The following is a 25,035-nucleotide window of genomic DNA, read 5'->3' as shown; positions in this document are numbered from 1 at the left end:
TTGACAGCCAAGCGAACAAACTTCATCATGTTCGCACACCATAGTGCTCGAAGATGCTCGATTGTGCGCCGTTGCGAGCACCTTCGCTCATCCAGCCGAGGGAGCCCCATCATGCGTCCTGTCTTGGCCTTGACCGCCGCCGTGGCCTTGCTCGGCGGCGGGCTGACCGCCGCCGCAGCCGATCCGCCCGCCGGGGGCTACACCGTGACCGTCGGGGCGAAGGGCGCCTGGACGCACCCGACCGACGCACCGGCCGCGCCTTACCTCGACAAGGACGGGACGTTCTACTTCCAGCAGTCCGCCGCCCTCTACGGCGCGAACGACGTGCGGGAATGGGAGTTCTTCACCGGCTCGAACTTCGACGACGCCACCCGCTCGAGCGCGATCAGCGACGCGGTGAACCCGGCCAACAGCAAGGATCGCAACAACGACACCACCTGGCGGTGCAACAACAGCCCGACCGGCAAGGAGTCGACCGACCCGCCCGCGGGCTCGCACTACTCGCAGAAGAACTTCTGCGACCTGGTCGGCACCTGGGTGGATCCGGACACCGGCGACTGGTACGGCTTGGTGCACAACGAGTTCACGCCGCAGCCCTTCGGCGACGGCCTGCACTACGACGCGATCGACTACGCCGTGTCCAAGGACAAGGGCCGCACCTGGACGATCAAGGATCACGTGCTGACCTCACCGTTCAGCACCCGGCGCGGTGACACGGCGGCGTTCCCGAACCAGACGTACTACTACGGCGACGGTGACCAGCGCCTGTACGCCGACGTCGCGTCCGGCTACTTCTACGTCTTCTACGGCTCGCGGGTGGTCGACAAGACCGGGAGCTGGAAGGCGTTCTACGGCCACGTCGCGCGCTCCCCGATGTCGGCCAAGATGGCGCCGGGCTCCTGGCGCAAGTGGTACGACGGCGCGTGGTCGCAGCCCGGCGTCGGCGGCAAGGAGAGCAACCAGGTCCCGGTCGACGCGGGCAACGCCAACGGTTACACCCCGCCCGCCAAGGAATACGACCCGGCGAACACCGGCACCGCCAACCAGCAGATCGCGGCGGGCAAGATGCCCGCGACGTCACCACTGTTCGTCATGGACATCACGTACAACGCCTACCTCGGCCTCTACCTCGGGGAGCCGCAGGCGGTCGACCAGAGCGGCAACGCGCCTCAGCAGCTTTACGCCACCGACGACCTCGCCTCGCAGAAGTGGCACCTGATCGGCGACACCGGCACCTACCGCACGGCGTCGTGGTACCGCTGGTTCGTCGACAGCGCCAACAAGACCAGCTCGACGATCGTCGGCAAGAACTTCCGCGCCTACTGCTCCTTCGGCTGCTCCGGCGGTTCCTCGGCGGAGTACGTGAACCTGTCGGTGGACAACCCATCGCGGCCGTCGGCCCCGTTCGACCCGGCCAAGACCTACCGGATCGCCAACGGTGACGGACGCGTGCTCGCCCAGGTCTCCGGCGGCTCGGCGACCACCTCGGCCCCGGGTTCCGGCTCGACTCTGCAGTCATGGACGTTCACCGGCAACGGCGACGGCTCGTACCGGATCACCAACGCCGCGACCGGCGGCCTGCTCGGCGTCGGCTCCTCCGGGACAGCACCCAGGGCTTGGGGCACCGCGCCGACGGTGACGTCCGGCAACGCGGGAGTCGGACAGCAGTGGTTCGCCATCCGCGGCGGCGACACCTATCGCTTGGTCAACCGCTACAGCGGCCTCGTGCTCGGGCTGACCGGTACCACCGCCGAAACGACCCCGGTCCGGCACTGGACCGGCGACGGCCGCACCGCCGCCCAGCAGACCATGACCGTCACCCCGACCGGCGACGCCGGCCTCGGCGGCACGCACGCCATCGCGGTGGGCGGCAAGGCTTTGGACGTGCCCGGCCACAGTTCAGCGACGGGCACGAAGCTCGTCACCTGGGCCACAAACGGCGGCGCCAACCAGCGCTGGCAATTCACCCCGCAGGCGGACGGCTCGTACGAGCTGCGCAACACCGAATCCGGGCTGTGCGCCGACGTCGAAGGCGGCGCCACCAGCGCCGGCGCGGCCGTGATCCAGTGGACGTGCACGGGCGGGACCAACCAGCACTGGACCGCGTCCAAGCTCGCCGACGGGACGTACACGTTCAAGTCCGTCAAGAGCAACCTGCTGCTGACCACCGCGTCGGCCGCCAACGGCGCCGCGGTCACGCAGCAGCCCGACACCGGCTCGGCCCTGCAACGCTGGTCCAGCCTCGCCTGAAGGGCTCGTGAGCGTTGCGGGCGGTTAGAACCGCCCGCAACGCTCACGAGCTTTGAGCTGGCACAATGTACGTAAGTGACCGTACTGTTGCTGAAGCTTTTTCTCGCGCCGTCGCTGGTGGTCGGGTCGACGCTGGCGGGCCGCCGCTGGGGACCGCACGTGGCGGGGATCCTCGTCGGGCTTCCCATCGTCGCCGGGCCGATCCTATTCATCACGTTTCTGGGGCACGGCAGGGATTTCGCCGCCGATGCGGCCGCGTCGTCGCTGCTCGGGCTCGTCTCGCTCGCGGCGCTCGTGGTCGTATTCGCCCACGGCGCGCGGAGATTCGGCACCCTCGTCACGCTCGCCATCAGCTGGTGCGCCGTGCTCGCCATCGACGCGGCGCTCTCGCTACTCCACCTCAACGTCGCACTGGCGTTCGCGCTCACGCTGGCCGCGACCATCGGGGCCGGAATTCTCATGCCCACCAAGGAAAACCAGCACGAAGCTCCCGCGAAGAAGCCTCGCTGGGACCTCACCGGCCGAGCGCTCGCGACCGCCGTCCTCGTGCTGACCGTGACCACGGCGTCCGGGGCGCTCGGACCGCGCTGGACCGGGCTGCTCGCGCCGTTTCCCATCGCGACCAGTGTCGTGGCGGCTTTCGTGCACGCGCAGGCCGGAGCGCACGTCACCGCGAAGACGCTCGCGGGCACGCTCACGGGCTTGTTCAGCTTCGCGACGTTCTGCCTCACCCTCTCGCTGCTGGTCCGTCCGCTGGGGGCGGTCGCGTTCGCGGTCGCGGCGGCGGTGACCGTCATCGCGCAACTACTGGCGGTTCGACTGCGCGATTGATGCGCGAAGTTGCTCGAAACGTGCATTGACGTTGCATGAACTTGCACCTACGGTGTGGTCATTGCGCATGACCGGGCACTGATGGGGAGCACATGAGCGGGACTTACATGGCGGCCGAAGTCGCCAGCCAGCCGGACTGCTGGCGTGAGGCGGCCACGCTGGCCGGCTCCGTCGCCGGGCTGTTGCCCGAGCCGGGGGCACGGGTGGCGATCGCGGGGTGCGGGACGTCGTGGTTCATCGGGCAGGCCTACGCGGTACTGCGTGAGCAGGCCGGGCACGGCGCGACCGACGCGTTCGCCGCGTCGGAGTTCCCGCTGGGACGGCGCTACGACCACGTCATCGCGCTGACCCGCTCCGGCACCACGACCGAAGTGCGGTCGCTGCTGGCGAAGATGCGCGGGGTCAGCTCGACGACCGTGATCACCGGGGTTCCGGCCGAGGTCGATGGGACCGCCGACGCGGTGATCGATCTGTCCTCGGCCGACGAACGCTCGGTGGTGCAGACGCGGTTCGCGACCAGCACGCTCGCGTTGCTGCGCACGCATCTCGGCGAGGACATCGAGCCGGTCGCGAAGCAGGCCGAGCAGGTGCTGGCCGAGCCGCTCGCGCCGGAGCTGCTTTCGGCGGAGCAGTTCAGCTTTCTCGGGACCGGCTGGTCGGTCGGGCTCGCGCACGAGGCCGCGCTGAAGTTCCGCGAGGCGTGCCTGTTCTGGTCGGAGTCGTACCCGGCGTGGGACTACCGGCACGGCCCGATCAGCATCGCCGAGCCGGGCCGGGTGACCTGGATGTTCGGCACCGCGCCGGACGGGCTCGCCGACGACGTGCGCCGCACCGGCGGCACCTTCGTCGAAAGTGGACTCGACCCGCTCGCCGATCTCGTGCGCGCGCAACGGGTCGCGGGCGCGATCGCCGCGAACAAGGGGCTCGATCCCGACCGGCCACGGAGCCTCACCCGCTCCGTCGTGCTGACCTGAGATGACGAGGGTCGCGGCGGTCGACGTCGGCGGCACCACGGTCAAGGCCGCGGTGTACGAGCCGGTGGGCGACGGCCTCACGCGGGTCGCCGAACTCCGGCGGCCGACCGCCCGAGGGGCGGAACCCGGCATCGCCGTCGCCGACCAGGTCGCCGCGATGATCGGCGAACTCGGCCTGCCGGTCGACGCGGCCGGGGTCGTCGTGCCCGGGGTCGTCCACAACGGACTGGCCGAGTTCTCCGCCAACCTCGGGTTCCGTGACGTGCCCATGGCAGACCTGCTCGCCGAGCGGCTGGCGATGCCTGTCGCGTTCGGACACGACGTCACCGCCGGTGGGGTCGCCGAACATCGGCTCGGCGCCGCGCGTGGCTTCGACGACATCGCCTTCGTCCCGGTCGGCACCGGGATCGCGGCCTCCTTGCTGCTCGCCGGGCGGCCTTACCGGGCGGATGGCCGCGCCGGCGAGCTCGGGCACGTCGACATCGGGCACGACGACGTCTGCGGGTGCGGCGCGACCGGCTGCCTGGAGGCCGTCGCGTCGGCGGCCGCGATCGCACGGCGCTACACCGAGCGGTCCGGCATCCCGGTCGACGGCGCCCGCGAAGTCGTTGCCCGCCAAGGGGATCCGGACGCCGACGCGGTCATCGCCGAGGCGGTCGACGCGCTCGCCGCCGCGCTGCGCCTGCTGGCCACCCTGCTCGCGCCCGAGGTCGTCGTGTTCGGCGGCGGCCTGTTCGAGGCACCGGGCCTGCTGGAACGCGTCGACGAGCAGACCAAGCTCACCTTCCAGCGGAAGCCGCTGCTGAGGCGAGCCGAGCTGGGTGATGAGGCCGGATGCCTCGGCGCCGGGCTGCTCGCGCTGGGAGCGGCACGATGATCGTCACCGTGACGCCGAACGCCGCACTCGACGTCACGTACACAGTGGACAGCTTCCGGCCAGGCGAAACACACCGGGTGCGCTCGGTACGGCAGCGCGCCGGCGGCAAGGGCGTCAACGTCGCCCGCGTGCTCCACGCGCTCGGCGCCGACGTCCGCGCCATCGCCACCATCGGCGGCCGGACCGGGCACGCGTTCTCGGACGATCTCGCCGCCTCGGGCATCCCGGCCCGGCTGGTGCCGATCGCCGGGGAGACGCGACGGACCACGACCGTCCTCGGCGACACCACCACCCTGCTCAACGAGCCGGGCCCGGAGGTCACCCAGGCCGAGTGGGCCGCACTCGACCGGGCCGCACAAAGCCAAGACCCCGACGTGCTGGTCTGCTCGGGCAGTCTGCCGCCGGGCTGCCCTGCCGACGGGTACGCCACCCTCCTCAGCGGACTGTCCATCCTGGACACCTCGGGAGACGCGCTACTAGCCGGGCTCAAGGCGAAACCCACCGTCGTCAAGCCCAACCTCGACGAACTCCGCGAGGTGACAGGCCTGGCCGACACTGAGTCCGCCGCCGCCGAACTGCGCAAGGCCGGTGCGGGCACGGTGATCGTCTCGCTCGGCAAGGACGGCATGCTCGCCGTCACCCAGGCCGGGACCTGGCACGCCACCCCGACCGAAGTGCTGACCGGCAATCCGACCGGCGCGGGTGACGCGGCCGTCGCCGCGATCGCGCTCGGCCTGCTCCGGCGCGACTCGTGGCCCCGCATCCTCCGCGACGCGGTCGCGCTGTCCGCGGCGGCCGTCCGCGGCGCGCTGGCAGGCGACGTCGACCTTCCCTACTTCCGCCGCGAACGAGACCTGGTCTCGGTTCACCCGTCCTAGAGGAGTTGCCATGCCGCTGGTGTCCACCGGCGAGATCGTCGGCGCCGCGCGTGCGCGGCGCCGGGGCTGTGGCGCGTTCAACGCCATCCAGCTCGAACACATCACCGCGATCATCGCGGGCGCGCGGGCCGCGAACACCGACGTCATCGTGCAGCTGAGCCAGAACGCGGTCCGCTACCACGGCGCGCTCGCCCCGGTCGGCGAAGCGGCGCTCGCCGCCGCGCGGGAGGCCGACATCGGCGTCGCGGTGCATCTCGACCACGCGGAGTCCCCCGAGCTGGTCCGCGAGGCGGTCAAGCTCGGCTTCAGCTCTGTCATGTTCGACGCGTCCACAATGGACTACGCGGACAACGTGGCCGCGACCCGTGAGATGGCAGGCCACTGCCACGACCATGGCGTCTGGGTCGAGGCCGAGCTCGGCGAGGTCGGCGGCAAGGACGGCGTGCACGCGCCCGGCGCCCGTACCGACCCGCACGAGGCCGCCGAGTTCGTCGCGGCCACCGGGGTGGACGCGCTCGCCGTCGCGGTCGGCAGCTCGCACGCGATGCTCACGCGGGACGCGGCGCTCGACGTCGAGCTGATCGCGCGGCTACGCGACCAGGTGCCGGTTCCCTTGGTACTGCACGGTTCTTCCGGTGTGCCGGACGACGGGCTCGCCGCCGCCGTCCACGCGGGCATGACGAAGATCAATATCGCCACCCAGCTGAACAAGGTGTTCACCGCGGCCGCCGCGGGCGACTGGCGGGCGCATCCGGACCGGGTCGACCCGCGCCGGTATCTCGGCGCCGGGCGCGAGGCCGTCACCGCCGAGGTGCGGCGGCTGCTCACGGTCCTTGAGCGGAGTTGTTGACAGATGCTCGACACAAGACAAAGGCAGGTTGCCATGCGACGCAAGGTCATGACAGTGACGGCCGCGGCCGCGCTCGGGCTTTCCCTCACCGCGTGCGGGGACGGCGGCTCGGCCGGAACCCCGAGCGGCGGCGAGAACGCGCTGCCCGGTGTCGAGCAGTTCCTCTCCGCGCCGTGCCCTGAAGCGGGCACGAAACCCGCCACGGACAAGGAATTCACCTACTGGGCTATGTGGACGGCCGACGAGCCACAGGGCAAGGTGCTGCAGAAGGCCTTCAAGTGCTTCGAGGAGAAGACCGGCGTCAAGGTCACCGTGCAGTGGCTGGGCCGCAAGGCGTACACGCAGAACCTGGTGCCCGCGCTCAACACCGGCGCCGTGCCCGACCTGTTCGATCAGGACGTCAGCAAGGTCGGCGCGGCCATCATGGCGCCGGGCGGCACGCAGAGCGTCGACGACGTCTTCGCCATGAAGGTCGGCGAGGGTGACAAGACGGTCAAGGACGTGCTGACCCCGAGCTCCTACGATTTCCCGCAGAACAAGGACAAAGAGGGCCACAACTTCATGGTCCCGTACACCGTGCAGTCCAGTGCCTGGTGGTACGGCAAGGACCGGGTCAAGGACTTCAAGGAGCCCAAGACCATGGACGACCTGATCGGCCTGTTCGACAAGGCGAAGGCCGACGGCAAGGCCGCCGTCAGCCTCGACGGCGACATCCCGTTCTACAACATGTACTTCTTCACCCAGCTCGCCGAGCGCTACGTCGGCTCCGGCGGGCTCTACAAGGCCGCGACCGACAAGACCGGCCAGGCCTGGCTGACCGAGCCCGGTTTCCTCAAGGCCGCGACGCAGACCGCACGCCTGCCCAAGCACTTCATCGACGGCTGGGACGCGGCGAAGTTCCCGCAGATCCAGCAGCGCTGGGCCGACGGCGACGCGCAGTACCTCTACGTCGGCACCTGGGCGCCGAGCGAGACGCGTGAGTACCTCGACAAGCAGGGGTCCGGCACCAAGGTGTCCTACGGCTCGTTCCAATTCCCGATGCCGCCGGAGGCCACGCACGACACGGTCGAGCAGATGTCGATCGGCTTCGCGGTGCCGAAGCAGGCCAAGCACGCCGAGGCGGCGAAGGCGTTCATCGCCTACTTCCTCAACAAGGACCTGCTTTCCGGCATCCCCGCGGTCGCCGACAACCTCGTGCCGCGCACCGACCTGGCCGTGCCGGACGACCTGAAGCAGGTCAAGGCCGCGATGGACGACCCGAAGAAGGAGCACGTGCTCCAGTACGACGGGATCGACGGCATAGCGGGCGGCAAGTGGCAGACCGACGTGTTCGACCCGGCCGACACCGCGCTGCTCAAGGGCGCGCTGACGCCGCAGCAGTTCGTCGAGCAGCTCGCGGCCAAGGGCGCCGAGTTCTGGAAGAGCCAAGGCCGATGACGACGCTGACCATGGGTGGGGCGCACGCGCGGCGGAAACGGCGGCTGTTCTGGCCGTTCGCCGTGCCCGCGCTGGCGCTCTACCTGGCCTTTCTCGTGCTGCCCACGATCGCGACGGTCGTGCTCAGCTTCACCAGCTGGTCCGGCGCGGGCGACACGCCGCAGGCCAACGGCGTCACGAACTACACGCAGATGTGGCAGAGCGACTCGTTCCAGTACGCCTTCCGGAACACGCTCTTCTACGTCTTCGTCGGCGGCATCGGCACCTTCGCGCTGGCGTTTCTGTTCACCATGGTGCTGCGCGACATGCGCGGCGGGAAGGTGGTGCGGGCGATCCTGTTCTTCCCGAACATCGTCGCCCCGGTCGCGCTCGGCATGTTCCTCGGCTTCGTCTTCAAGTACCAGCCGGGGAAACAGGGCCTCGCGAACTACCTGCTCGAGCACGTCGGCGCGGACGCGGCGAAGTTCCTCGCACCGGCCAATGTGACCGGTGTGGTGACCGCGTCGCTGATCTGGGCGAGCTCCGGCTTCTACATCACCATCCTGATGGCCGCGGTCGACCGGATCCCGCCGTATCTCTACGAGGACGCGGCGCTCGCCGGCGCGTCGCCGTGGCAGAAGTTCCGGAACATCACGCTGCCGATGACCTGGGACGTGGTCGGTGTCGCCGGTGTGCTGTGGACGATCAACGCGCTCAAGATCTTCGAGCTGGTGTTCGTGCTGGCCGGGCCCGGCACCTACGCGCCGCCGAACCAGGCGTGGACGCTCGGCGTCTACGTGTTCGACCGGACCTTCGGGTCCAACGGGACGCCGGACTTCGGCGCCGCCTGCGCCTGCGCGGTGGCGATGATCGCGCTGGTCTCGCTGCTCGTCGTGCTGCTGCGGCGGCTGATGCGCCGTGACGCGATCCAGTTCTGAGGGCTCTGAGGGAGAATCGATGTCCATAACGGACACCCCGCCGGTGGTGCGCGCCGCGCCGAAACCGGCTCGGAAGGTACCGCGCAAACCGAAGCAGGCGCCGGGCTCACGCAAGGTGAGCCCGCTGAGGCTGCTCGGCTCGGCGATCGTCTGGCTGTTCACCGCGGGCAACCTGCTGGTGCTGTACTGGCTGGTCACCGCGGCGTTCAAGACGCCGGTGGAGATCTTCACCAAGCCGTTCGCCCTGCCGTACCAGTGGTTCAAGCAGGGCAAGCCGTTCCGCAACTTCGTGTACGCCTGGAACAACGCTGGCTTCGGCGACGCGGTGCTCACCACGGTCGTCCTCGTCGGACTGTCCACTGTGGTGACCGTCGCGGTGTCCGCGCCTGCCGCCTACGCGTTGACGCGGCTGGGCAAACGCGGCTCGAACGGGATCACGAACTTCGTCGCCATCGGCATGGGCGTGCCGTTCCAGACGGTGATCATCCCGCTGTTCGTGGTGCTGTCCAAGCTGCACCTGGACAACGAGTACGGGTTGTTCCTGGTGTACGTGGCGTTGTCGATCCCGTTCACCGTGTTCCTGCTGACCGGGTTCTTCCGCTCGCTGCCGGACGAGCTGGAGGAGGCGGCCGCCATCGACGGCGCGTCCCCGGTGCGCACGTTCTTCTCGGTGATGCTCCCGCTGGCACGTGGCGGTTTGATCACCGCGCTGACGCTCAACGCGATCGGGCTGTGGAACGAAACCCTGCTGGGCATCGTCTTCCTGCACGACCAGGCGCACTTCACCCTGTCGCGTGCGCTGTTCACCTTCTACGGGGCGGCGAGCTACCAGTCGGAATACGGCGGCCTGATCGCCGGTGTCGCCATCGTGGTGCTCCCGATGCTCGCGCTCTACCTCGTGCTCGCCCGCCGGATCATCACCGGCCTGACGCTCGGCGCCGGAAAGTAGGAACTCCCATGGCAACCGTGACCTTCCGCGACACCACGCGGTTCTACGCCGGGGTCGCCAAACCCGCGGTGGACGGGCTCGACCTCGAAGTCGCCGACGGCGAGTTCCTGGTGCTGGTCGGCCCGTCCGGCTGCGGCAAGTCGACCACCCTGCGGATGCTCGCCGGGCTGGAGGGCGTCGACGACGGCACCATCCACATCGGCGACCGTGACGTCACCGACCTGCCGCCGAACGCGCGTGACATCGCGATGGTGTTCCAGAACTACGCGCTGTACCCGCACATGACGGTCGGCGAGAACATCGGCTTCCATCTCAAGATCGCGAAGATGCCCAAGGCCGAACGGGAGACCCGCGTCCGTGAGGCGGCCAAGGTGCTCGACCTGACCGAGTACCTCGACCGCAAGCCGGCCAAGCTCTCCGGCGGCCAGCGGCAGCGCGTCGCGATGGGCCGGGCGATCGTGCGCGAGCCCAGCGTGTTCCTGATGGACGAGCCACTGTCCAATCTGGACGCCAAGCTCCGGGTGCAGACCCGCACGCAGATCGCGTCGCTGCAACGGCGGCTCGGCATCACCACGATCTACGTCACGCACGACCAGGTCGAGGCGATGACCATGGGCGACAGGGTCGCCGTGCTGCGCGACGGCATCCTGCAGCAGTGCGACACCCCGGTCGGGCTGTTCGCGCGACCGGTCAACGTGTTCGTCGCCGGGTTCATCGGCTCGCCGGCGATGAACCTGCTTGAGACCACAGTGGACAGCGACGGCGCGATCGTCGGCTCGTCGTGGCTGCCGCTCACGCCGGGGCAGCGCTCGGCGCTGACCGGGCCCGGCATCGTCGTCGGCATCCGGCCGGAGGGCTGGGAAATCGGCGGCTCCGGGCTGACCGCGACCGTCGAGGTGATCGAGGAGCTGGGCAGCGACCAGTACCTGTACTGCCGCACGAGCGACGGCCAGGTCCTGACGGTGCGCACGCCGGGCATGGCGCCGTGGCAACGCGGCGAGAAGATCGAGCTGGCCCCGAAGACCGGCGCGGCGCATCTGTTCGACCAGGCGACGGGTGACCGGCTGTCATGACCGAGCTGTACGCCACCTCGCTGACGTTGCCCGCGGCCCTCCTCGGCGATGAGAACCCGTTGCCGCCACTGGTGAAACCGGTAGCGCCGCAGTCCGTGTCCAATGTGGATGGGCTGCCCGGCGACCTGGCGGCCGGTCTGGGCTACGGGCAGCTGGACACCGTGCTCCCCTGCCATCTGCAGGACGGCTACACGCGCTCGCGCGAGGAACGATCGTTGCCTGCCTTGGTGCTGGAGAATGACCGCGTGCGCGCGACCATCCTTCCCTCGCTGGGCGGGCGGCTGTACTCGCTGTTCCACAAGCCGTCCGGGCGCGAGCTGCTGTATCGCAACCCGGTTTTCCAGCCCGCTAACCTGGCGTTGCGTGACGCGTGGTTCGCCGGTGGTGTCGAATGGAACCTGGGCAGCACCGGGCACACGACGCTGACCTGCGCGCCGATGTTCGCGGCCCGCGTCGACGGCCCGGACGGGACGCCGGTGCTGCGGCTCTGGGAGTGGGAGCGCACGCGCGACCTGCCGTTCCAGCTCGACTTCTTCCTGCCGGACGACTCGGACTTCCTGCTCGTCGGCGTGCGGATCCGCAATCCGCATCCGCACGAGGTCCCGGTGTACTGGTGGTCGAACATCGCCGTGCCGCAAACCGCGGACACGCGCGTGATCGCCCCGGCGACCGGCGCCTGGCACTACGGCTACACCGGGCGGCTCGACCTGGTCGACGTCCCCGGCGACCTCACGTATCCGGCGCGCGCCGAGGCCGCGGCCGATTACTTCTTCGAGGTGAACTCGCGTCCGTGGATCGCCGCGGTCGACGGCGACGGCGACGGCCTCGCGCAGGTGTCGACCGACCGGCTGCGCGGGCGCAAACTTTTCCTCTGGGGCGAATCCGCCGGTGGCAGGCGTTGGCAGGAATGGCTGGCGCCGGGCGCGGGCGGGTACATCGAGATCCAGGCCGGTCTGGCCCGTACCCAGCTCGAGCATCTGCGCCTCCCCGCCGGCGAGTCCTGGGACTGGCTTGAGGCGTACGGTCCGGTGACCGCCGAGGCCGCGCACAGTCCGGAATGGACGTCCGCTGTGGACTCGGTGGCACGCCTGCTGCCGTCCGAGGAGACGATCGAGTCGTGCTTCGAGGCTTGGCGGAAGGTGGCCGACACGGAGCCGGGTCCTTTGCTGCACGAGGGTTCCGGCTGGGGCGCGCTGGAAACCCGGCGCATGATCGCGCAGCTGCCCGGCACCCCGTTCCCCGCCGAATCACTCGGCCCAGACCAGTCGCCGTGGCTCGGATTGCTCGACGGCGAACCGCTCAGCGGTGACCCGCTGACGCCTCCCCCGCCGACGCTCGTCAACGCCTACTGGTCCGATCTGCTCGAGCACAGCCCGGACAACTGGCTGACCTGGTATCACCGAGGCGTCGCACGCTGGCGTGCCGGTCAGCGGGACGCCGCCGTCGCGGCTTGGACGGCTTCGGTCGAAGCGGCGGAGAATCCTTGGGCACTGCGCAATCTCGCGGTCGCTTCAGCGGATCCCGCGTGGTACGACCGGGCGTTGGAACTCGCGCCGTCGCTGGTCCCGTTGATACTGGAAGCCGCCGCAGCACAGACCGATCCCGCGCGGGTCGTGTCGCTTGTGGAGGGTCTGACCAGCGGCCGAGCCCGGCTCCTGCTCGCCCGCGCGCTGCTCGCGTCCGGCGATCGCGACGGCGCGTTGGCGATCTTCGAGGCAGGCTTCGAGATCCCGAACGTCCGTGAAGGGGAAACGTCGCTTTCGGACACCTGGACCGCGTTGACCGACGCGCCACTGCCCGCACGCTACGATTTCCGTATGACCAGTCAGCCAAGCCACTAGGAGTACCCACGGATGGCCCGGCACGAACGGCTGAGCACCCTGCTGGACCTGCTCGGGCAGCGGGAAAAGATCGAGGTCGAGGACATCGCGGTCGAACTTGACGTTTCGGCCGCGACCATCCGGCGTGACCTCGACCATCTCGCCGAGCAGCAGCTGCTCACCCGCACCCGTGGCGGCGCGGTCGCCAACGACCTCGCGTACGACTTGCCGTTGCGCTACAAGACAGCCCGCCACGTCCCGGAAAAACAGCGCATCAGCGCCACCGCGGCCGCGCTCGTCACCCCCGGCATGGTCGTCGGCCTCAACGGCGGCACCACCACGGCGGGCGTCGCCCGCGCGCTCTCGCTGCGCTCCGATCTGTCCGCGCTGACCGTGGTGACGAACGCGTTGAACATCGCGCACGAACTCGCGGTCCGGCCCCACGTCAAGATCGTGGTCACCGGCGGGGTGGCACGCCCGCAGTCGTTCGAGCTCAGCGGCCCGCTGGCCACCAAGGTGCTCGGCGAGCTCACGATCAGCCTGCTCTTCCTCGGCGTCGACGCCTTCGATCCGGAGGCGGGCGCGTTCGCCCACCACGAGGGCGAGGCCAGCATCAACCAGCTCATGGTCGAGCGCGCCGAACGCGTCGTGGCCGTCGCCGACGGCTCCAAACTGGGCCGCCGCGCCTTCGCCCGCATCTGTCTCCCCCAGCGGGTCCACACCCTGATCACCGACGCGGACGCCGACCCCGAGATCCTGGCCGCCTTCGAAGCGGCGGGCCTCGAAGTACTGGTCGCCTAAGCACTTCGGGGTCGTGAGTGGTACGGCCGGTTCTAACCGGTCATACCACTCACGACCCCGGTCGGGTGGAGCCCGTGGCCGGACGGGGTGTGCCCGCCCGGCCGGCCACGGGTGGTCAGGCGATACCCGCCGCGAAGACGTGCAGGGCCGAGTTCGACGGCAGCGTCACCGCCACCACCTGCTTCCCCGCGGTCAGCGGCACCGTGTTCGCGAACACCCGGTACGGCACGGTCGGATAGGCCGGCCCGGTACGCGTGTTCTTGCCCATCACCGTCGCGACCGTCGAAGCCCCGTACTGCGCCGGGTCGACACAGCACCAGTTCGGCAGACCGAGATCGGCCTGGCTGGTGGAACCGTCGGCGTAGCGCACGACGACCGTTCCCTTCGCGGTTCCCGTGCCCGTGCCCGTGAGCACCAGCTTCGAGCCCGTGCCACCCACCGCGATCGTCTGACCGGCCGCGACGACGTTGTCCGGTTTGGACCCGTCCGCCGACGGCCACGTGAGCTGCGCTCCCCCGGCCGTGAACGCGGCGCCGGGCTTCAGTCCGGCTTCGGCGAGACCTTCCGCGCGGAAGCTGCTGCCGCCGCCGTCGATGTCGCCGACCGTGGCGTGCGCGGCGTCGGTGACCCCGACGTTGCCGTACGCCGCCGCGAGTGACGCGAACGGGACTGTGACCGTCGCCGAATCGGTGACCCGATGAGCACCGAGCCTGGCCTGGTAGGTCGCGTTCGCCGTGAGCTGGTAGTCCTCCGGCTTGAGCCCGGCCTCGGGTGTCAGCTTCACCGGCACCTTGACCGTCTGACCCGGCCAGACGAACTTGGGAGCGGCCGGAGCTTCGACGCGGAACCCATTGGCGGGCAACGAGAACGCGACGTCACGCACCGGCAGCGGGGTGCCATTGGTGAAGCTCAGCGTGCCGTCGACGGACTGTCCCGGCGCGATCAGCGACGGCACCGACAACGTGACCGACCCCTTGTTGTCCTCCGGGAAGAACCCGCCGACCGCGCTCGCCCCGAACAGCCGCACGTCCTGGCGGTCACCGGCGCCGATCTTGGCGGTCTTCACCCGGACGACGCCCTGGCCAGCCGGGTCGAACCACCAGCCGGACGGCGCGGCGTCCAGCTCGGCCTTGCTCCCGTACTGCCGCAACGTGCCGTTGCCTGCCTGCACCGCGCCGGGCTTGGTTCCCGTGTGGACGGCCAGCTGGTAGTTCCGCGAGGCCGGCTTTCCGTTGTAGGAACCGGTGCTCGCGCCGATGCCGACGGTCACCGTGCCGGGCCCGGACGCCGGAGCGTCCACAGTGAACTCCTGCTTGGCCTGCTCACCACGCTTGTAGCCGCGGGTCACGCCATCGTCCTCGGTGAGGGAGAACCCGCCCTTGCCGCTCGGGTAGACGTCGAGGTCGAGCACGCCCTTGTCCCTGGTCTGCCAAGACTTCGTGCCCTCGGCCCACATCGGCACCACGGCGCCGGCGCGGACGAACAACGGCAGCGTGTCCAGCGGCGCGTCATAACCGTCCACGGTGGTCGGACCGGTGTAGGTCTTGCCGCTCCAGTAGTCCACCCAGGTGCCCTTGGGCAGGTAGATGCCATTGCGCACGGTGGACTTCTCGTACACCGGCGCGATCAGGAAGTCCGTGCCGGACAGGAACTCGTACTTCGCCTTGTCCGTCCACACGTTCGGGTCATCCGGGTACTCCAGCGCCAGCGGCCGCACCTGGCCGACGCCGGTCTGGTGCGCCTGGACGGAGTAGCTGTACGTGTAGGGCAGCAGGCGTTCCTTGAGCATCAGGTACTTGCGGTTGATCGAGGTGTACGGCTCACCCTGGCGCCACGGCTGCTTGTCGGCCGAAGCCCAGCCGTCCATGGTCATCGCGGCCGGCAGGAAGGTCTTCCACTGCAGGTCACGGACATAGGTCTGCGGGCTGCCGCCGAAGATGCCGTCGATGTCGCCGGTGTTGTAGGCGATGCCGGACGTCGTCGCGCCCGCGTAGGTCGGGATCTGCCAGCGGATGTAGTCGTACGAACCGGACTGGTCACCGCTCCACAGCACCCCGCATCGCTGAGCGCCCGCCCAGCTCACCGGCTGCCAGACGAACCCGCGCGCGTCGCTGTTGTCCTCGATCCCCTTGTACGCGGTGTCGCAGGCGTCGAGCGCGAACTGGTAGCCGGGCCCGACCCACGCGACGTCGAGCTTGCGCACCCGCACGCCCGCCTTGACCTCGTCGGCCTGGTTCGGCACGCCGTCCTCGGTCCACAGGCCGAGCTGCATCCCGTCCTTGCGCAGGCCTTCCCCGGTCTGCTGCAGGTTCTCGTACCCGCAGCCGTACCCGTCGTTGACCAGCATCCAGCCGTTCGGCATCCCGTTGGCGACATACCCGTCGGCCACCTTCAGCGAGTCGAGCGTGTGCCGCTCCCCGCGGTTGGCGTTGTGCAGGTAGCAGTCGGAGTCACCGGTCTCGAGCCCGTAGATCGGTGGCAGGAAAGGCTTCCCGACCAGATCCGTGTACCCGGAGATGACATCCTTGAGCCCGGCACCGACCACATAGGTCGCGTCGAACCGCCGTTCGTCATGCGTGGTCGCCACCGGCTCGTTGAACGAGTAGCTGCCCGGCGCGAAGGTGTTGCGCAGCACGCCATACCCCGAGGTCGAGGCGTAGAACGGCTGCGAGTTCGGCGCGCCGCCGTCGTTCCAGTTGTCATCGGCGAAGATCTTGATCGTCTGCCCGCGATGGCTGAACCGCCCGTTCTGCTCACCACCGCCGACGAACTGCTCGGTGGCGCCGCGGCTCAGGCTCTGCGTGGTGGTCTTGCCCGTCCACGACAGCGGCGCCGACTCCGCCCACAGCTGCTTGCGGTCGGCGCCGTCGTACAGCGCGAACTTGAGCGGATGCTTGTACGCCCGCAAAGTCGCCTTACCAGTGGAAATCGCCCAATAGGAACCCTTGTCGGTCCGGGTCGGGGTGACGGGACTCGTGCCGCGCGGCAACACGATCTTGCTGCCAGCGGGATCGGTGAACGTGCCGTCCGGCGCCAGCCAGACTCGCACGGCGGACTCGGCCGGGAAGCTGACGCGCACGGCGGCGGCCCCCGACTTCAGGGTGACGGTGGCGCCCTCGGCGGTGATCCCGCTCAGGTCACCAAGCCTGCCATCAGGCCCCGCGGCCGGGTCCGCATAGGCCGCGGCGGGCGCCAGCCCGAGCGCGACCACAGCGGCCAAGCACCCGAGCGAATGCGCAACTCTGCTCATTTCTGGCACCTTTCACGCACGAATAAGCATGATGTGCTCTGTATAGCGCATGCTTCGCGCAAAGTCGCCACCTGAACCGGTGCAGCAGACTTCCGTAGGGTCCCCAAAACCGATGGCCCACGAGCGAACGCGTCGCTACGGTCGCCAGGTGATCTACGAGCACCCTTTGGCCTACCTGCTCGGACTCGAAGGCATCGCACTCCTACGCGGCTTCACCGGAGAGTTCAATCGAGACTTCGTCGAGGCACGCATCGCCGAGATCCGCGACCTGCTCGACAATGACTCACTGGCCAACGCGGCCGTCGAAGTCGACCGCGTCGACACGGTCGAGGGCTACCGGCGGTGGTCGGCGACCTACGACCAGCCCGGCAACGCGGCCTTCGACATCGACGAGCCCCTCGTCAAAGAGATCATCGACGCGCTATCACCGGGCGTCGCCTTGGACGCCGCGTGCGGCACAGGCCGTTACTCCCGCCTTCTGGCCGAGCGCGGCCATCAGGTCATCGGCGTCGACAGCTCCCCCGACATGCTCGCCCTCGCCCCACAAGGCGACTTCCGGCTCGGCGAACTGCACCGCCTCCCCATCGGCGACGCCGAGGTCGACCTGGTCGTCTGCGGGCTGGCACTGACCCACATTCCCGACCTCGGGCCCGCGATGGCCGAATTCGCCAGGGTTTTGCGCGAGGGCGGCCATTTGGTGATCGCCGACATGCATCCCTCGGCGGTGGCACGCGGCTCGATCCCTACCTCGCGCGACGCGGAGGGTCGTCCGGGCAGGGTGGTGACCTACCGTCACTCGCTCGGCGACTACCTGCGCGCCGCCTTGCCGCTGGGGCTTCAGCTTCGGCGGTGCGAGGAACCCGCCGTGCCGCTCGGTACGCACCCGGAGCCTGTGGACGCGCCTCGCGAGGTCGGACCTTGGGACCTGTGGCCATGGTGCCTGTCCGACCTGGTGCCCGACGCGGCACGAGCCGCCATCGACGGAGCCCCCGCGATGGTCATCTGGCACTTCCAGCTGAAGGCGTCCTGATGGCAAGCGAACTGGTCATGCGCATGTCCGATGGCACGACCGTGCCCTACCCGAGCGAGCTCAACATCCGCACGCTCGTCGATCTGCTGAACCCCGAGGAGTCACCCCAGCGAACCGTCGGCAAACGTCCCCCGCAGCCGCTCGTCCGGCGGGAACTCGCCCGTCGCGAGGTAACGCGTCCAGTCGGCGGAGTCGAACATGCAGTTGCCCGATCGAATCCGGTCGAACGAGGCGGCGGTACCGCCGGGTACCGAGCGATCGGACCTCGACCTCGTCGACCACCAACTTCAGCCGGTCGTCCCACCCCTCCGCGATGATGACCATGGCCCCGTCGACCGATTCGACGTCGATTCCTTGCAGGAGGTTGTACGGGCGGTCGAAGTGTTCGACCTCGACCGGCTTGGCGGCCACGAGTTCGTACACATCGACGACGGACTCGTCGCCCGGCCTCAGCCCCAGGACCAGGAACTGCTCGATCACGAGCGTGATCGAGCCGTCGGCCGACTGCGCGACTTCAGCCAGACGAGCTTCTTCGAAGCCGTTCTTCTCGTCGAGCCAGGCGTTGAGTTCAGCGATCCTGAGCACCCGACGATCATGTCAGCCTGCTCGCGCAACGCTAACCGGTTTTCGAGCTCGTGAGCGTTGCGGACGGTTGGTGCAGCAGGGTTTCCCCTCGCTCGCGGGTGTGCAGTGAGGGGACCCCTGGGTGCGACATACGCACTGAGGGGTCCCCTCGCTTCAGTCCTCGCACCTGCAACACTCACGACCCCGCGGAGTAAAGCGGGCTTTATCCCGCACACCACATTTGGCTTGCTCGCCCCCGCGGTCGGGGTCCGCGCGAGTGGAAGGTTTGCTCCGTTAGATGCAGAAATTCTTCCACTCGCTCGACCCGCCCACCGCGGTACCGAGCCAGGGCCTCGGGTGACGCGCTCTGGACGACCGGGCGAAACCACGACCCCCGGCGCGGGGTCAGAGGACGAAGCCGGCTGGGAAGGGGTCGTCCGGGTCGAGCAGGTAGGTGGCCGTGCCCGTGATCCAGGCTCGGCCCGAGAACTCGGGCACCACCGCGGGCAGGCCGCCGGCCGTGGTCTCACCGACCAGCTGCCCGGTGAAGCTCGTCCCGATGAACGACCGGTTCTCGAACGCCGTGTGCAACGGAAGCTCGCCGCGCGCGTGCAGCTGCGCCATCCGGGCCGAAGTGCCGGTGCCGCAAGGTGATCGGTCGAACCAGCCCGGATGGATCGCCATCGCGTTGCGGGACACACGGGCGTCGGAGCCAGGGGCGAGGAACTGGACGTGCTTGCACCCGCCGATCAGCGGATCTTCCGGATGCCGGGGCGGGCGCTGAGTATTGATCGCGTCCATGATCGACAAACCCGCCGCCAGTATGCGGTCCTTTTCGGACCGTTCAAAAGGGATGTCCACTTGGGACAAGTCCAAGATCGCGTAGAAGTTGCCGCCGTAAGCCAGGTCGTACCGGACCTCGCCGAGGCCCGGCACGTCGACCGCCGCGTCGCGATCGGCCAAGAAGGACGCGACGTTGCGCAGGGTGACCCGTGACGCCCGGCCGTCGCGGACGTCGACTTCGGCGTGGACGAGGCCTGCCGGGGTGTCCAGGCGGACGATGGTCTTCGGCTCGGTCACCTCGACCATGCCGGTCTCGACCAGGACCGTCGCGACGCCGATGGTGCCGTGGCCGCACATCGGGAGGCAGCCGGAGACCTCGATGTAGACCACGCCCCAGTCGGCGTCCGGATGACACGGTGGCTGGAGGATCGCGCCGCTCATGGCGGAGTGGCCACGGGGCTCGTTCATCAGGAACTGGCGTAGATCGTCCATCGAGGACATGAAATGCCTGCGGCGCTCGGCCATGGTGGCGCCGGGGATGACGCCGACGCCGCCGGTGACCACGCGGGTGGGCATGCCCTCGGTGTGCGAATCGACGGCCGTGATCGCCCTGGTCGAGCGCATCTACGACACGCCGAGCGAAGCGAGTGCGCGGCGCATGTCGGCGGTGACCAGCGAACGGTGCTCGTCGGTCAGCGCGCCGCGCGGCGGTCGGCAGGGGCCGCCGTAGCGGCCGACGAGGTCCATGCCCAGTTTGATGGCCTGGACGAACTCGGTGCGCGAGTCCCAGCGGAACGCGGCGACCAGTGGCTCGTACAGCGCACGAGCCTCTTCCAACTTGCCTGCCCTCGCCAGCTCGAAGAGGCGGACCGACTCGGCGGGAAAGACGTTGGGGAAGCCCGCGAACCAGCCGGTAGCGCCCATCAGGAGGCTTTCGAGTACTACGTCGTCGGCGCCGCTGATCACGTCGAGGCCGGGGGCTCGCTCGCGGATTTCGAGCACGCGGCGGACGTCGCCGGAGAACTCCTTGACCGCCACCACGTTGTCGATCGCGGCGATCTCGGCGAGCAGCTCCGGGGTGAGGTCGACCTTGGTGTCGAAGGGGTTGTTGTAGACCATGACCGGCAGGCCGGCGCTCGCCACGGCTTCGAAGTGGGCGAGCACCTCGCCGCGGTTGGCGCGGTACAGCGTGGGCGGCAGGCAGAGCAGGCCGTGCGCGCCGTCCTCGGCGGCGGCCTCGGCCCAGTACCGAGCTTGGTGGGAGCCGGGGCCGTGCACGCCGACGACGACGATGCCGTCCGGGCCGACCGCCTCGATGGCCGTGCGGGCGACGCGGCGGCGTTCTTCGTCGGTGAGTGAGGAGTACTCGCCGAGTGAGCCGTTGGGGCCGACGCCTCGGCAGCCGTTGTCGATCAGCCAGCGGCAGTGCTCGGCGTAGGCGTCGTAGTCGACCGCCAGGCCCGCCGGCGCCGAGTCGTCCGCGCGGTAGGGCAACGCGGTGGCGACGACGACGCCGCCGAGGTCGGGGGTGCTCATCCGGGATTCTCCTTGTGGTCGGCGAGTTCGCCCAGCCGGATCGGCTGGGCGATCGGGCGGTGGTGGCGTTCGGGTAGGCCAAAGAGTTCGCTCACGGTGGGTCCGCACATCCGGCCCTGGCACGGGCCGAGGCCCGCGCGGGTGCCGAGTTTGAGCGCGTGTGATCCCGGTGCGACCGGATCCGCGGCCGCACGGGAAAGTTCGGCGTACGTGGTTTCCTCGCAACGACAGACGATCGTGTCGTCGCGCAGCCAGCCGCGCCAGGCCTTACCGATCGGGTGGGCAACGGCCAGCCGGTCCGCGAACGCCAAGGCACGGTCGCGAGCGCGAAGTAGCGCGGCGGGAACGTCCTCACCCGCGGCAGCACGACCGGCGACCGCGCCTTCCGCGGCTGCGGTGACCGCGCCGCCGATGCCGGTGATCTCGCCTGCCGCGAATACACCGTCCACAGTGGTCCGCTGGGCGGCGTCGACGCGCACGAAACCGTCGTCGAGCGCGCAGCCCGCGGCGACCGCCAGTTCGGGTTGCGGCACGAAGCCGTGGCCGACGCAGACCGCGTCGACCTCGTACGTCCGCTCGGTGCCCGCGACGAGCGACCAGTCGGCGCGCACTCGCGCGGTGACGACGGAACGGACGCGATCGTCGCCGCGCGCTTCGATGACCACTCGGCCTGTCCGGTACGGGATGCGGTGCCGAGCCAACGCGGTCGCGTAGCGGATCAGCTCGCCTGCTTTGTCCGGCCGGACGGCGGCGGGCGATGACCATCCTTTGAGGACGGTCGTGGCCGGGTTGGCTTCGAGGACGGCGACGACTTCGGCGCCTACCTTGAGCAGGGATTCGGCTACCGGCAAGAGGAACGGCCCGGCGCCGGCGACCAGCACCCGACGTCCGACCGCGACGCGGTCCCCCTTCGCCAGCGCCTGCGCGGCGCCCGCGGTGAAGACGCCGGGCAGTTGCCAGCCGGGGAACGGCAACGTCCTGTCATGTGCGCCGGTCGCCAGCACCAGTGCGTCAGGGGTGAGCGTGCGCCGTTGCCGGTCGGCGCCATCGGCGGGTCCGCACAGGACGTGGACCCCCAGTTCCGGCTCGACGGCCCAGACCGTGCTGCCCGGCCACCACTCGCAGCGGCTGAGCAGCGCGCCGAAATCGGCCCGGCCTCGGTGATACTGGCCGCCGGGAACCTCCGCTTGGTCCAGGATCGTGACCCGCGCTCCGGCGTGGAGCGCGTGCTCGGCCGCCGCGAGCCCGGCGGGCCCGGCGCCGACGATCACCACGTGCTTCACGCGTCCTCCCGCCGGGTCTGGGTGCGGATCTCGTCACCGTCCACAGCGGACCGCCGGCAGGCGCGGACGTCGGGCACGCCGTTGACGGTCAGCAGGCAGTCGAAACACGCGCCGATACCGCAGAAGACACCACGTGGCGCGCCGGACCGCGTTGTCCGCCAAGACATCCGGCCCGATGCCAGCAGCACACCCGCCACAGACTGGCCGGCGAAGCCGGTCAGGGGTTCGCCGTCGACGGTGAGTTGGATCCGCTCGGTCATGCGAGCACTGCCGGACGGTCCACAGTGAACTCTTCGACCGGTGCCGACGGCGCCGCCCCGGTCAGCAGTTCGCGCAGCAGCAGGCCGGTGCCGACGCTCAGCCCGATCCCCGCGCCCTCGTGCCCGGTGGCGTGCCACAGCCCGGCGACGCGCGGATCTTCGCCGAGCACCGGCAGGTGATCGTCCACATAGGCCCGGAATCCGCCGTACGCCCGCATGATCGCGGCATGGGCGAGCGACGGGAACAGCCGCACCGCCTTCGCGGCGACCGCGCCCAGCACGTCGGGCCGGATCGTGTCGTCGAAGCCGACCCGCCTGCGCGAGGAGCCGATCAGCACCGTGCCGCCCCAGGTCGACTCGACGACCGCGGAAGTCTGCAACTCGCCCGAACCGGCGCCGACCGCGCCAACGTAGTCGGCGTCGTAGACCTTGTGCCGGACGACGCCGGGCATCGGCGTCGTCACCAGCACCTCACCGCGGCGCGGCCGGACCGCGATCGGCGCGCCGAGCCGGGCCGACAGCTCACCCGCCCACGGACCCGCCGCGTTCACGACGACATCGGCTCCGAGCACCTCGCCGGGCACGCGGACGCCGGTGATCCGACCATGAGCCACGACCGCGCCGAGCACCTCGGTGTCGGCGCGCAGCCGGGTCCCGTGCCGGAGCGCGGAACCCAGCAACGCCAATGCCGCTCCGGCAGGCTGCACCTGCGCGTCCTGCGGGTAGCGGAAGGCCGCTGCCACGTCGCGGGTCAGCGCGGGCTCGGCGGCCGCGACTTCGTTGGGAGACAAAGGTTCCGCGACGACCCCGGCCTCGATCTGCGACTGAACGAACGTGGTGAGCGAGCGTGCGCCGTCTTCGGTCGTCGCGACGACGATGCCGCCCTTGGGGTCGTACTCGGTCGCCGCGTCCGGGTCTTCGGCGGCGAGTTCGGCGACGACCGACGGCCACAGCCGAGCGGACAGCAACGCGAGCGTGAGTTCGGCGCCCGGCCCCTTGTCGGACACCAGGATGTTGCCCTCACCGTGCGACGTGGTGCCACCGGCGGGCCTGCCACGGTCCACGACGAGCACGTCGAAGCCGGCCAGGCTCAGCTCACGGGCGCACGCGGCCCCGATGATGCCCGCACCGAGCACCACCACCCGCGTTCGGTTCATCAAACCTCCGTCGTTCGGTAAAGCGAACGATCGGAGCGTAAGTCCCGGCAGCGGAAGATGTCAACCGGCCGGTCAGCCGCAGTGGCTGGCGTCCCCGGTGTCGAGGTTGCGAGGGTTCGCCATGGTCGGATAGGCCAGTTGCGCGGTCACGTAGATGCAGTGTTTGCGCGCGGCGACGGAAACGGGACCGGCGTAATGCGTGTAATTGCCTTCGTCCGAGTCGTTCTGGGTGATGGTGCACGTCGGCCCCGGCGAGGTCTCCTTGCAGACGCCGATGTAGACCATCGTGAAGTATTTCTTGCCGTAGGTGACGCCAACGTGGTTCATCCGCGCGCAATTCACGCCGGTCGTGCCGTTGAAGTAGATGTCCAGCTCGGCGACAGTGCCGCCGCCGTATTTCGCGGTCAGCCGCTCGATCAGCGAGCCGGTGCATTCCGTGGCCTTTTCGGTCGCGGCCGAGGCGATTCCGGGGAAGGCACAAATCGACGTCGCCGCGAGCAGCGCGGTGGACAACGCGGTGATCTTCTTCATCGCTTCCCCCTTGTTCGGACCGTTTCATCCAACTACAGGAGCGACGAAAAAGAAGCTGGCGTATCGGCCACTTGCGCCGCGGTCAGTTCTTCAGTACCGCGTGAGCCTTGCCGTCGAGCCGTTCGTCGGCACGGTATTGCAGCAGCAGCACCGACTGCACGGGCGCCTCGAGCGCGGTGTAGCAGTGCGGCTCGCGGGCGTCGAACGCGACGTAGTCACCGGGGCCGACCTCGACGGTGCGGCCGGCGACCTCGACGTGAAGGCGTCCGGTTTGGACGATCGTGTGCTCGATGCCGACGTGGCCCTGCGAACGCTGCGGTGAATCACCGCGCACGACCTGGTCGTAGAGCTCGAAGACGCCGTCGCCCGTCTCGATGCGCCGCAGCTGGCGCAGGTCGACGCCCTCGCCGCGGAGCACCTCGACGTCGGCCGCCCTGACCACGGTGAACGCGCCGCCCGCACGGCGGTCGAGCAGGTCGGAGATCGCGACTTCGAGCACGCGGGACAGGCTGAACACCGTCTCGATGGTCGGATTGCCGCCGCCGGACTCGAGCTGCGACAGCGTGGCCTTGCCGATGCCCGAACGGCGGGCGAGCTCCGAGAGCGAGAGGCCGCGCGCCGTGCGGGCGGCGCGCAGGTTGACCGCCAGCATGTCCCGGATCGAGGGTGCCTCGTCCTCCACCACGTCTCCCTGAGCGTTCGGCAAACCGTACGAAAGTCGTTCGCTTTGCCGATCATCATGCCATGCGCCCACGACAACGAGGGCGTGCAGGGCCGGGTCGGCTCGTCGCTGCTCGACCTGTGGGCACCGAACGGCCCGGACGGCGGCGACTGGGCCAAGACGATCGCGTTGATGACGCGCCAGTTCAGCCAGAACTTCCGCGAGTACTTCACGGTCGACCGGCCGGCCGCGGGCCTGCCGACCACGGGCGCGGCCAGGCAGATCCTGGCCGGTCACACGATCTCCTACTGAAGGCCGGGATA

At 69.5% G+C, this 25,035-nt stretch carries 23 protein-coding genes; 15 read left to right on the top strand and 8 right to left on the bottom strand.

The genetic code is table 11. The features are described 5' to 3' along the window. Window positions 1-111: 111 nt before the first annotated feature. The 12 genes from AB5J62_RS18535 (at window position 112) to AB5J62_RS18480 (ending at window position 13,657) form a co-directional block, all read left to right on the top strand. On the top strand, window positions 112-2,250 hold the full coding sequence (locus AB5J62_RS18535) for an RICIN domain-containing protein (RefSeq protein WP_370949473.1): 2,139 nt from the start codon (window positions 112-114) through the stop codon (window positions 2,248-2,250). Window positions 2,251-2,325: 75 nt separating this feature from the next. Further along, the gene (locus tag AB5J62_RS18530) at window positions 2,326-3,081 is read left to right on the top strand and encodes a hypothetical protein (protein WP_370949472.1); all 756 of its coding nucleotides are present in this window, start codon (window positions 2,326-2,328) and stop codon (window positions 3,079-3,081) included. Between the two features lie 92 nt (window positions 3,082-3,173). Beyond that, window positions 3,174-4,055 (top strand): SIS domain-containing protein, encoded by an 882-nt coding sequence (locus tag AB5J62_RS18525; RefSeq protein WP_370949471.1) that lies wholly within the window; start codon window positions 3,174-3,176, stop codon window positions 4,053-4,055. A gap of 1 nt (window position 4,056) precedes the next feature. Next, window positions 4,057-4,932 carry an ROK family protein gene (locus AB5J62_RS18520; RefSeq protein ID WP_370949470.1) on the top strand — a complete coding sequence of 292 codons (876 nt, stop codon included), beginning with the start codon at window positions 4,057-4,059 and terminating at the stop codon, window positions 4,930-4,932. Next, complete coding sequence (locus AB5J62_RS18515; protein WP_370949469.1) at window positions 4,929-5,810, top strand: 1-phosphofructokinase family hexose kinase; 882 nt, start codon at window positions 4,929-4,931, stop codon at window positions 5,808-5,810. Before AB5J62_RS18520 ends, AB5J62_RS18515 begins: the two co-directional genes overlap by 4 nt. Before the next feature lie 10 nt (window positions 5,811-5,820). Next, a complete protein-coding gene (locus tag AB5J62_RS18510; RefSeq protein ID WP_370949468.1) occupies window positions 5,821-6,660 on the top strand; it encodes a class II fructose-bisphosphate aldolase in 840 nt (279 codons plus the stop codon). Between the two features lie 33 nt (window positions 6,661-6,693). Then, a complete protein-coding gene (locus tag AB5J62_RS18505; protein WP_370949467.1) occupies window positions 6,694-8,097 on the top strand; it encodes an ABC transporter substrate-binding protein in 1,404 nt (467 codons plus the stop codon). Then, complete coding sequence (locus AB5J62_RS18500) at window positions 8,094-9,014, top strand: carbohydrate ABC transporter permease (RefSeq protein ID WP_370949466.1); 921 nt, start codon at window positions 8,094-8,096, stop codon at window positions 9,012-9,014. Before AB5J62_RS18505 ends, AB5J62_RS18500 begins: the two co-directional genes overlap by 4 nt. Window positions 9,015-9,033: 19 nt before the next feature. Continuing rightward, window positions 9,034-9,963 (top strand): carbohydrate ABC transporter permease, encoded by a 930-nt coding sequence (locus AB5J62_RS18495; protein WP_370949465.1) that lies wholly within the window; start codon window positions 9,034-9,036, stop codon window positions 9,961-9,963. 8 nt (window positions 9,964-9,971) lie between these two features. Further along, a complete protein-coding gene (locus AB5J62_RS18490) occupies window positions 9,972-11,036 on the top strand; it encodes an ABC transporter ATP-binding protein (RefSeq protein WP_370949464.1) in 1,065 nt (354 codons plus the stop codon). Then, a complete protein-coding gene (locus AB5J62_RS18485; RefSeq protein ID WP_370949463.1) occupies window positions 11,033-12,877 on the top strand; it encodes a DUF5107 domain-containing protein in 1,845 nt (614 codons plus the stop codon). The genes AB5J62_RS18490 and AB5J62_RS18485 overlap by 4 nt, the downstream gene beginning before the upstream one ends. 12 nt (window positions 12,878-12,889) lie before the next feature. After that, the gene (locus tag AB5J62_RS18480; RefSeq protein WP_370949462.1) at window positions 12,890-13,657 is read left to right on the top strand and encodes a DeoR/GlpR family DNA-binding transcription regulator; all 768 of its coding nucleotides are present in this window, start codon (window positions 12,890-12,892) and stop codon (window positions 13,655-13,657) included. A 115-nt stretch (window positions 13,658-13,772) separates the two neighbouring features. On the opposite strand, the gene AB5J62_RS18475 is transcribed toward AB5J62_RS18480, so the two are convergent. After that, window positions 13,773-16,907: a TIM-barrel domain-containing protein gene (locus tag AB5J62_RS18475; protein ID WP_370949461.1), complete on the bottom strand. Its 3,135-nt coding sequence runs from the start codon at window positions 16,905-16,907 to the stop codon at window positions 13,773-13,775. 148 nt (window positions 16,908-17,055) lie between these two features. Between AB5J62_RS18475 and AB5J62_RS18470 the strand changes: the two genes are divergently transcribed. Then, on the top strand, window positions 17,056-17,937 hold the full coding sequence (locus AB5J62_RS18470) for a class I SAM-dependent methyltransferase (protein WP_370949460.1): 882 nt from the start codon (window positions 17,056-17,058) through the stop codon (window positions 17,935-17,937). Window positions 17,938-18,135: 198 nt separating this feature from the next. Next, complete coding sequence (locus AB5J62_RS18465; RefSeq protein ID WP_370949459.1) at window positions 18,136-18,576, top strand: hypothetical protein; 441 nt, start codon at window positions 18,136-18,138, stop codon at window positions 18,574-18,576. A gap of 330 nt (window positions 18,577-18,906) precedes the next feature. On the opposite strand, the gene AB5J62_RS18460 is transcribed toward AB5J62_RS18465, so the two are convergent. The 7 genes from AB5J62_RS18460 to AB5J62_RS18430 all read right to left on the bottom strand — a co-directional run bounded on the left by AB5J62_RS18460 (window position 18,907) and on the right by AB5J62_RS18430 (window position 24,733). Continuing rightward, window positions 18,907-19,908, bottom strand: a complete 1,002-nt coding sequence (locus AB5J62_RS18460) for a proline racemase family protein (RefSeq protein ID WP_370949458.1) — start codon at window positions 19,906-19,908, stop codon at window positions 18,907-18,909. Next, window positions 19,909-20,820: a dihydrodipicolinate synthase family protein gene (locus AB5J62_RS18455; protein ID WP_370949457.1), complete on the bottom strand. Its 912-nt coding sequence runs from the start codon at window positions 20,818-20,820 to the stop codon at window positions 19,909-19,911. Further along, window positions 20,817-22,103: an NAD(P)/FAD-dependent oxidoreductase gene (locus tag AB5J62_RS18450; protein ID WP_370949456.1), complete on the bottom strand. Its 1,287-nt coding sequence runs from the start codon at window positions 22,101-22,103 to the stop codon at window positions 20,817-20,819. The genes AB5J62_RS18455 and AB5J62_RS18450 overlap by 4 nt, the downstream gene beginning before the upstream one ends. After that, window positions 22,100-22,363: a (2Fe-2S)-binding protein gene (locus tag AB5J62_RS18445; protein WP_370949455.1), complete on the bottom strand. Its 264-nt coding sequence runs from the start codon at window positions 22,361-22,363 to the stop codon at window positions 22,100-22,102. The genes AB5J62_RS18450 and AB5J62_RS18445 overlap by 4 nt, the downstream gene beginning before the upstream one ends. Beyond that, window positions 22,360-23,520 (bottom strand): NAD(P)/FAD-dependent oxidoreductase, encoded by a 1,161-nt coding sequence (locus tag AB5J62_RS18440; protein WP_370949454.1) that lies wholly within the window; start codon window positions 23,518-23,520, stop codon window positions 22,360-22,362. The genes AB5J62_RS18445 and AB5J62_RS18440 overlap by 4 nt, the downstream gene beginning before the upstream one ends. Before the next feature lie 72 nt (window positions 23,521-23,592). Then, the gene (locus AB5J62_RS18435) at window positions 23,593-24,051 is read right to left on the bottom strand and encodes a hypothetical protein (protein WP_370949453.1); all 459 of its coding nucleotides are present in this window, start codon (window positions 24,049-24,051) and stop codon (window positions 23,593-23,595) included. Between the two features lie 82 nt (window positions 24,052-24,133). Next, window positions 24,134-24,733 carry a helix-turn-helix domain-containing protein gene (locus AB5J62_RS18430; protein WP_370949452.1) on the bottom strand — a complete coding sequence of 200 codons (600 nt, stop codon included), beginning with the start codon at window positions 24,731-24,733 and terminating at the stop codon, window positions 24,134-24,136. A gap of 57 nt (window positions 24,734-24,790) precedes the next feature. On the opposite strand from AB5J62_RS18430, the gene AB5J62_RS18425 reads away from it, so the two are divergent. Next, window positions 24,791-25,024 carry a hypothetical protein gene (locus AB5J62_RS18425; RefSeq protein WP_370949451.1) on the top strand — a complete coding sequence of 78 codons (234 nt, stop codon included), beginning with the start codon at window positions 24,791-24,793 and terminating at the stop codon, window positions 25,022-25,024. The last annotated feature ends 11 nt before the right edge of the window (window positions 25,025-25,035 follow it).

Origin of the sequence: Amycolatopsis sp. cg5 (genome assembly GCF_041346955.1) — a bacterium.
Taxonomy (GTDB): domain Bacteria; phylum Actinomycetota; class Actinomycetes; order Mycobacteriales; family Pseudonocardiaceae; genus Amycolatopsis.
The sequence above is the reverse complement of the archived record's forward strand: the minus strand, read 5'-3'. Positions and strand labels throughout refer to the sequence as shown.

Coding starts and splice junctions, on each gene's coding strand:
- AB5J62_RS18525 (WP_370949471.1), top strand. CDS start 3,174: ATGAGCGGGACTTACATGGCGGCCGAAGTCGCCAGCCAGCCGGACTGC.
- AB5J62_RS18485 (WP_370949463.1), top strand. CDS start 11,033: ATGACCGAGCTGTACGCCACCTCGCTGACGTTGCCCGCGGCCCTCCTC.
- AB5J62_RS18455 (WP_370949457.1), bottom strand. CDS start 20,820: ATGAGCACCCCCGACCTCGGCGGCGTCGTCGTCGCCACCGCGTTGCCC.
- AB5J62_RS18460 (WP_370949458.1), bottom strand. CDS start 19,908: ATGCGCTCGACCAGGGCGATCACGGCCGTCGATTCGCACACCGAGGGC.
- AB5J62_RS18475 (WP_370949461.1), bottom strand. CDS start 16,907: ATGAGCAGAGTTGCGCATTCGCTCGGGTGCTTGGCCGCTGTGGTCGCG.
- AB5J62_RS18490 (WP_370949464.1), top strand. CDS start 9,972: ATGGCAACCGTGACCTTCCGCGACACCACGCGGTTCTACGCCGGGGTC.
- AB5J62_RS18435 (WP_370949453.1), bottom strand. CDS start 24,051: ATGAAGAAGATCACCGCGTTGTCCACCGCGCTGCTCGCGGCGACGTCG.
- AB5J62_RS18510 (WP_370949468.1), top strand. CDS start 5,821: ATGCCGCTGGTGTCCACCGGCGAGATCGTCGGCGCCGCGCGTGCGCGG.
- AB5J62_RS18445 (WP_370949455.1), bottom strand. CDS start 22,363: ATGACCGAGCGGATCCAACTCACCGTCGACGGCGAACCCCTGACCGGC.
- AB5J62_RS18515 (WP_370949469.1), top strand. CDS start 4,929: ATGATCGTCACCGTGACGCCGAACGCCGCACTCGACGTCACGTACACA.
- AB5J62_RS18495 (WP_370949465.1), top strand. CDS start 9,034: ATGTCCATAACGGACACCCCGCCGGTGGTGCGCGCCGCGCCGAAACCG.
- AB5J62_RS18505 (WP_370949467.1), top strand. CDS start 6,694: ATGCGACGCAAGGTCATGACAGTGACGGCCGCGGCCGCGCTCGGGCTT.
- AB5J62_RS18465 (WP_370949459.1), top strand. CDS start 18,136: ATGCAGTTGCCCGATCGAATCCGGTCGAACGAGGCGGCGGTACCGCCG.
- AB5J62_RS18425 (WP_370949451.1), top strand. CDS start 24,791: ATGCCATGCGCCCACGACAACGAGGGCGTGCAGGGCCGGGTCGGCTCG.
- AB5J62_RS18440 (WP_370949454.1), bottom strand. CDS start 23,520: ATGAACCGAACGCGGGTGGTGGTGCTCGGTGCGGGCATCATCGGGGCC.
- AB5J62_RS18520 (WP_370949470.1), top strand. CDS start 4,057: ATGACGAGGGTCGCGGCGGTCGACGTCGGCGGCACCACGGTCAAGGCC.
- AB5J62_RS18480 (WP_370949462.1), top strand. CDS start 12,890: ATGGCCCGGCACGAACGGCTGAGCACCCTGCTGGACCTGCTCGGGCAG.
- AB5J62_RS18500 (WP_370949466.1), top strand. CDS start 8,094: ATGACGACGCTGACCATGGGTGGGGCGCACGCGCGGCGGAAACGGCGG.
- AB5J62_RS18535 (WP_370949473.1), top strand. CDS start 112: ATGCGTCCTGTCTTGGCCTTGACCGCCGCCGTGGCCTTGCTCGGCGGC.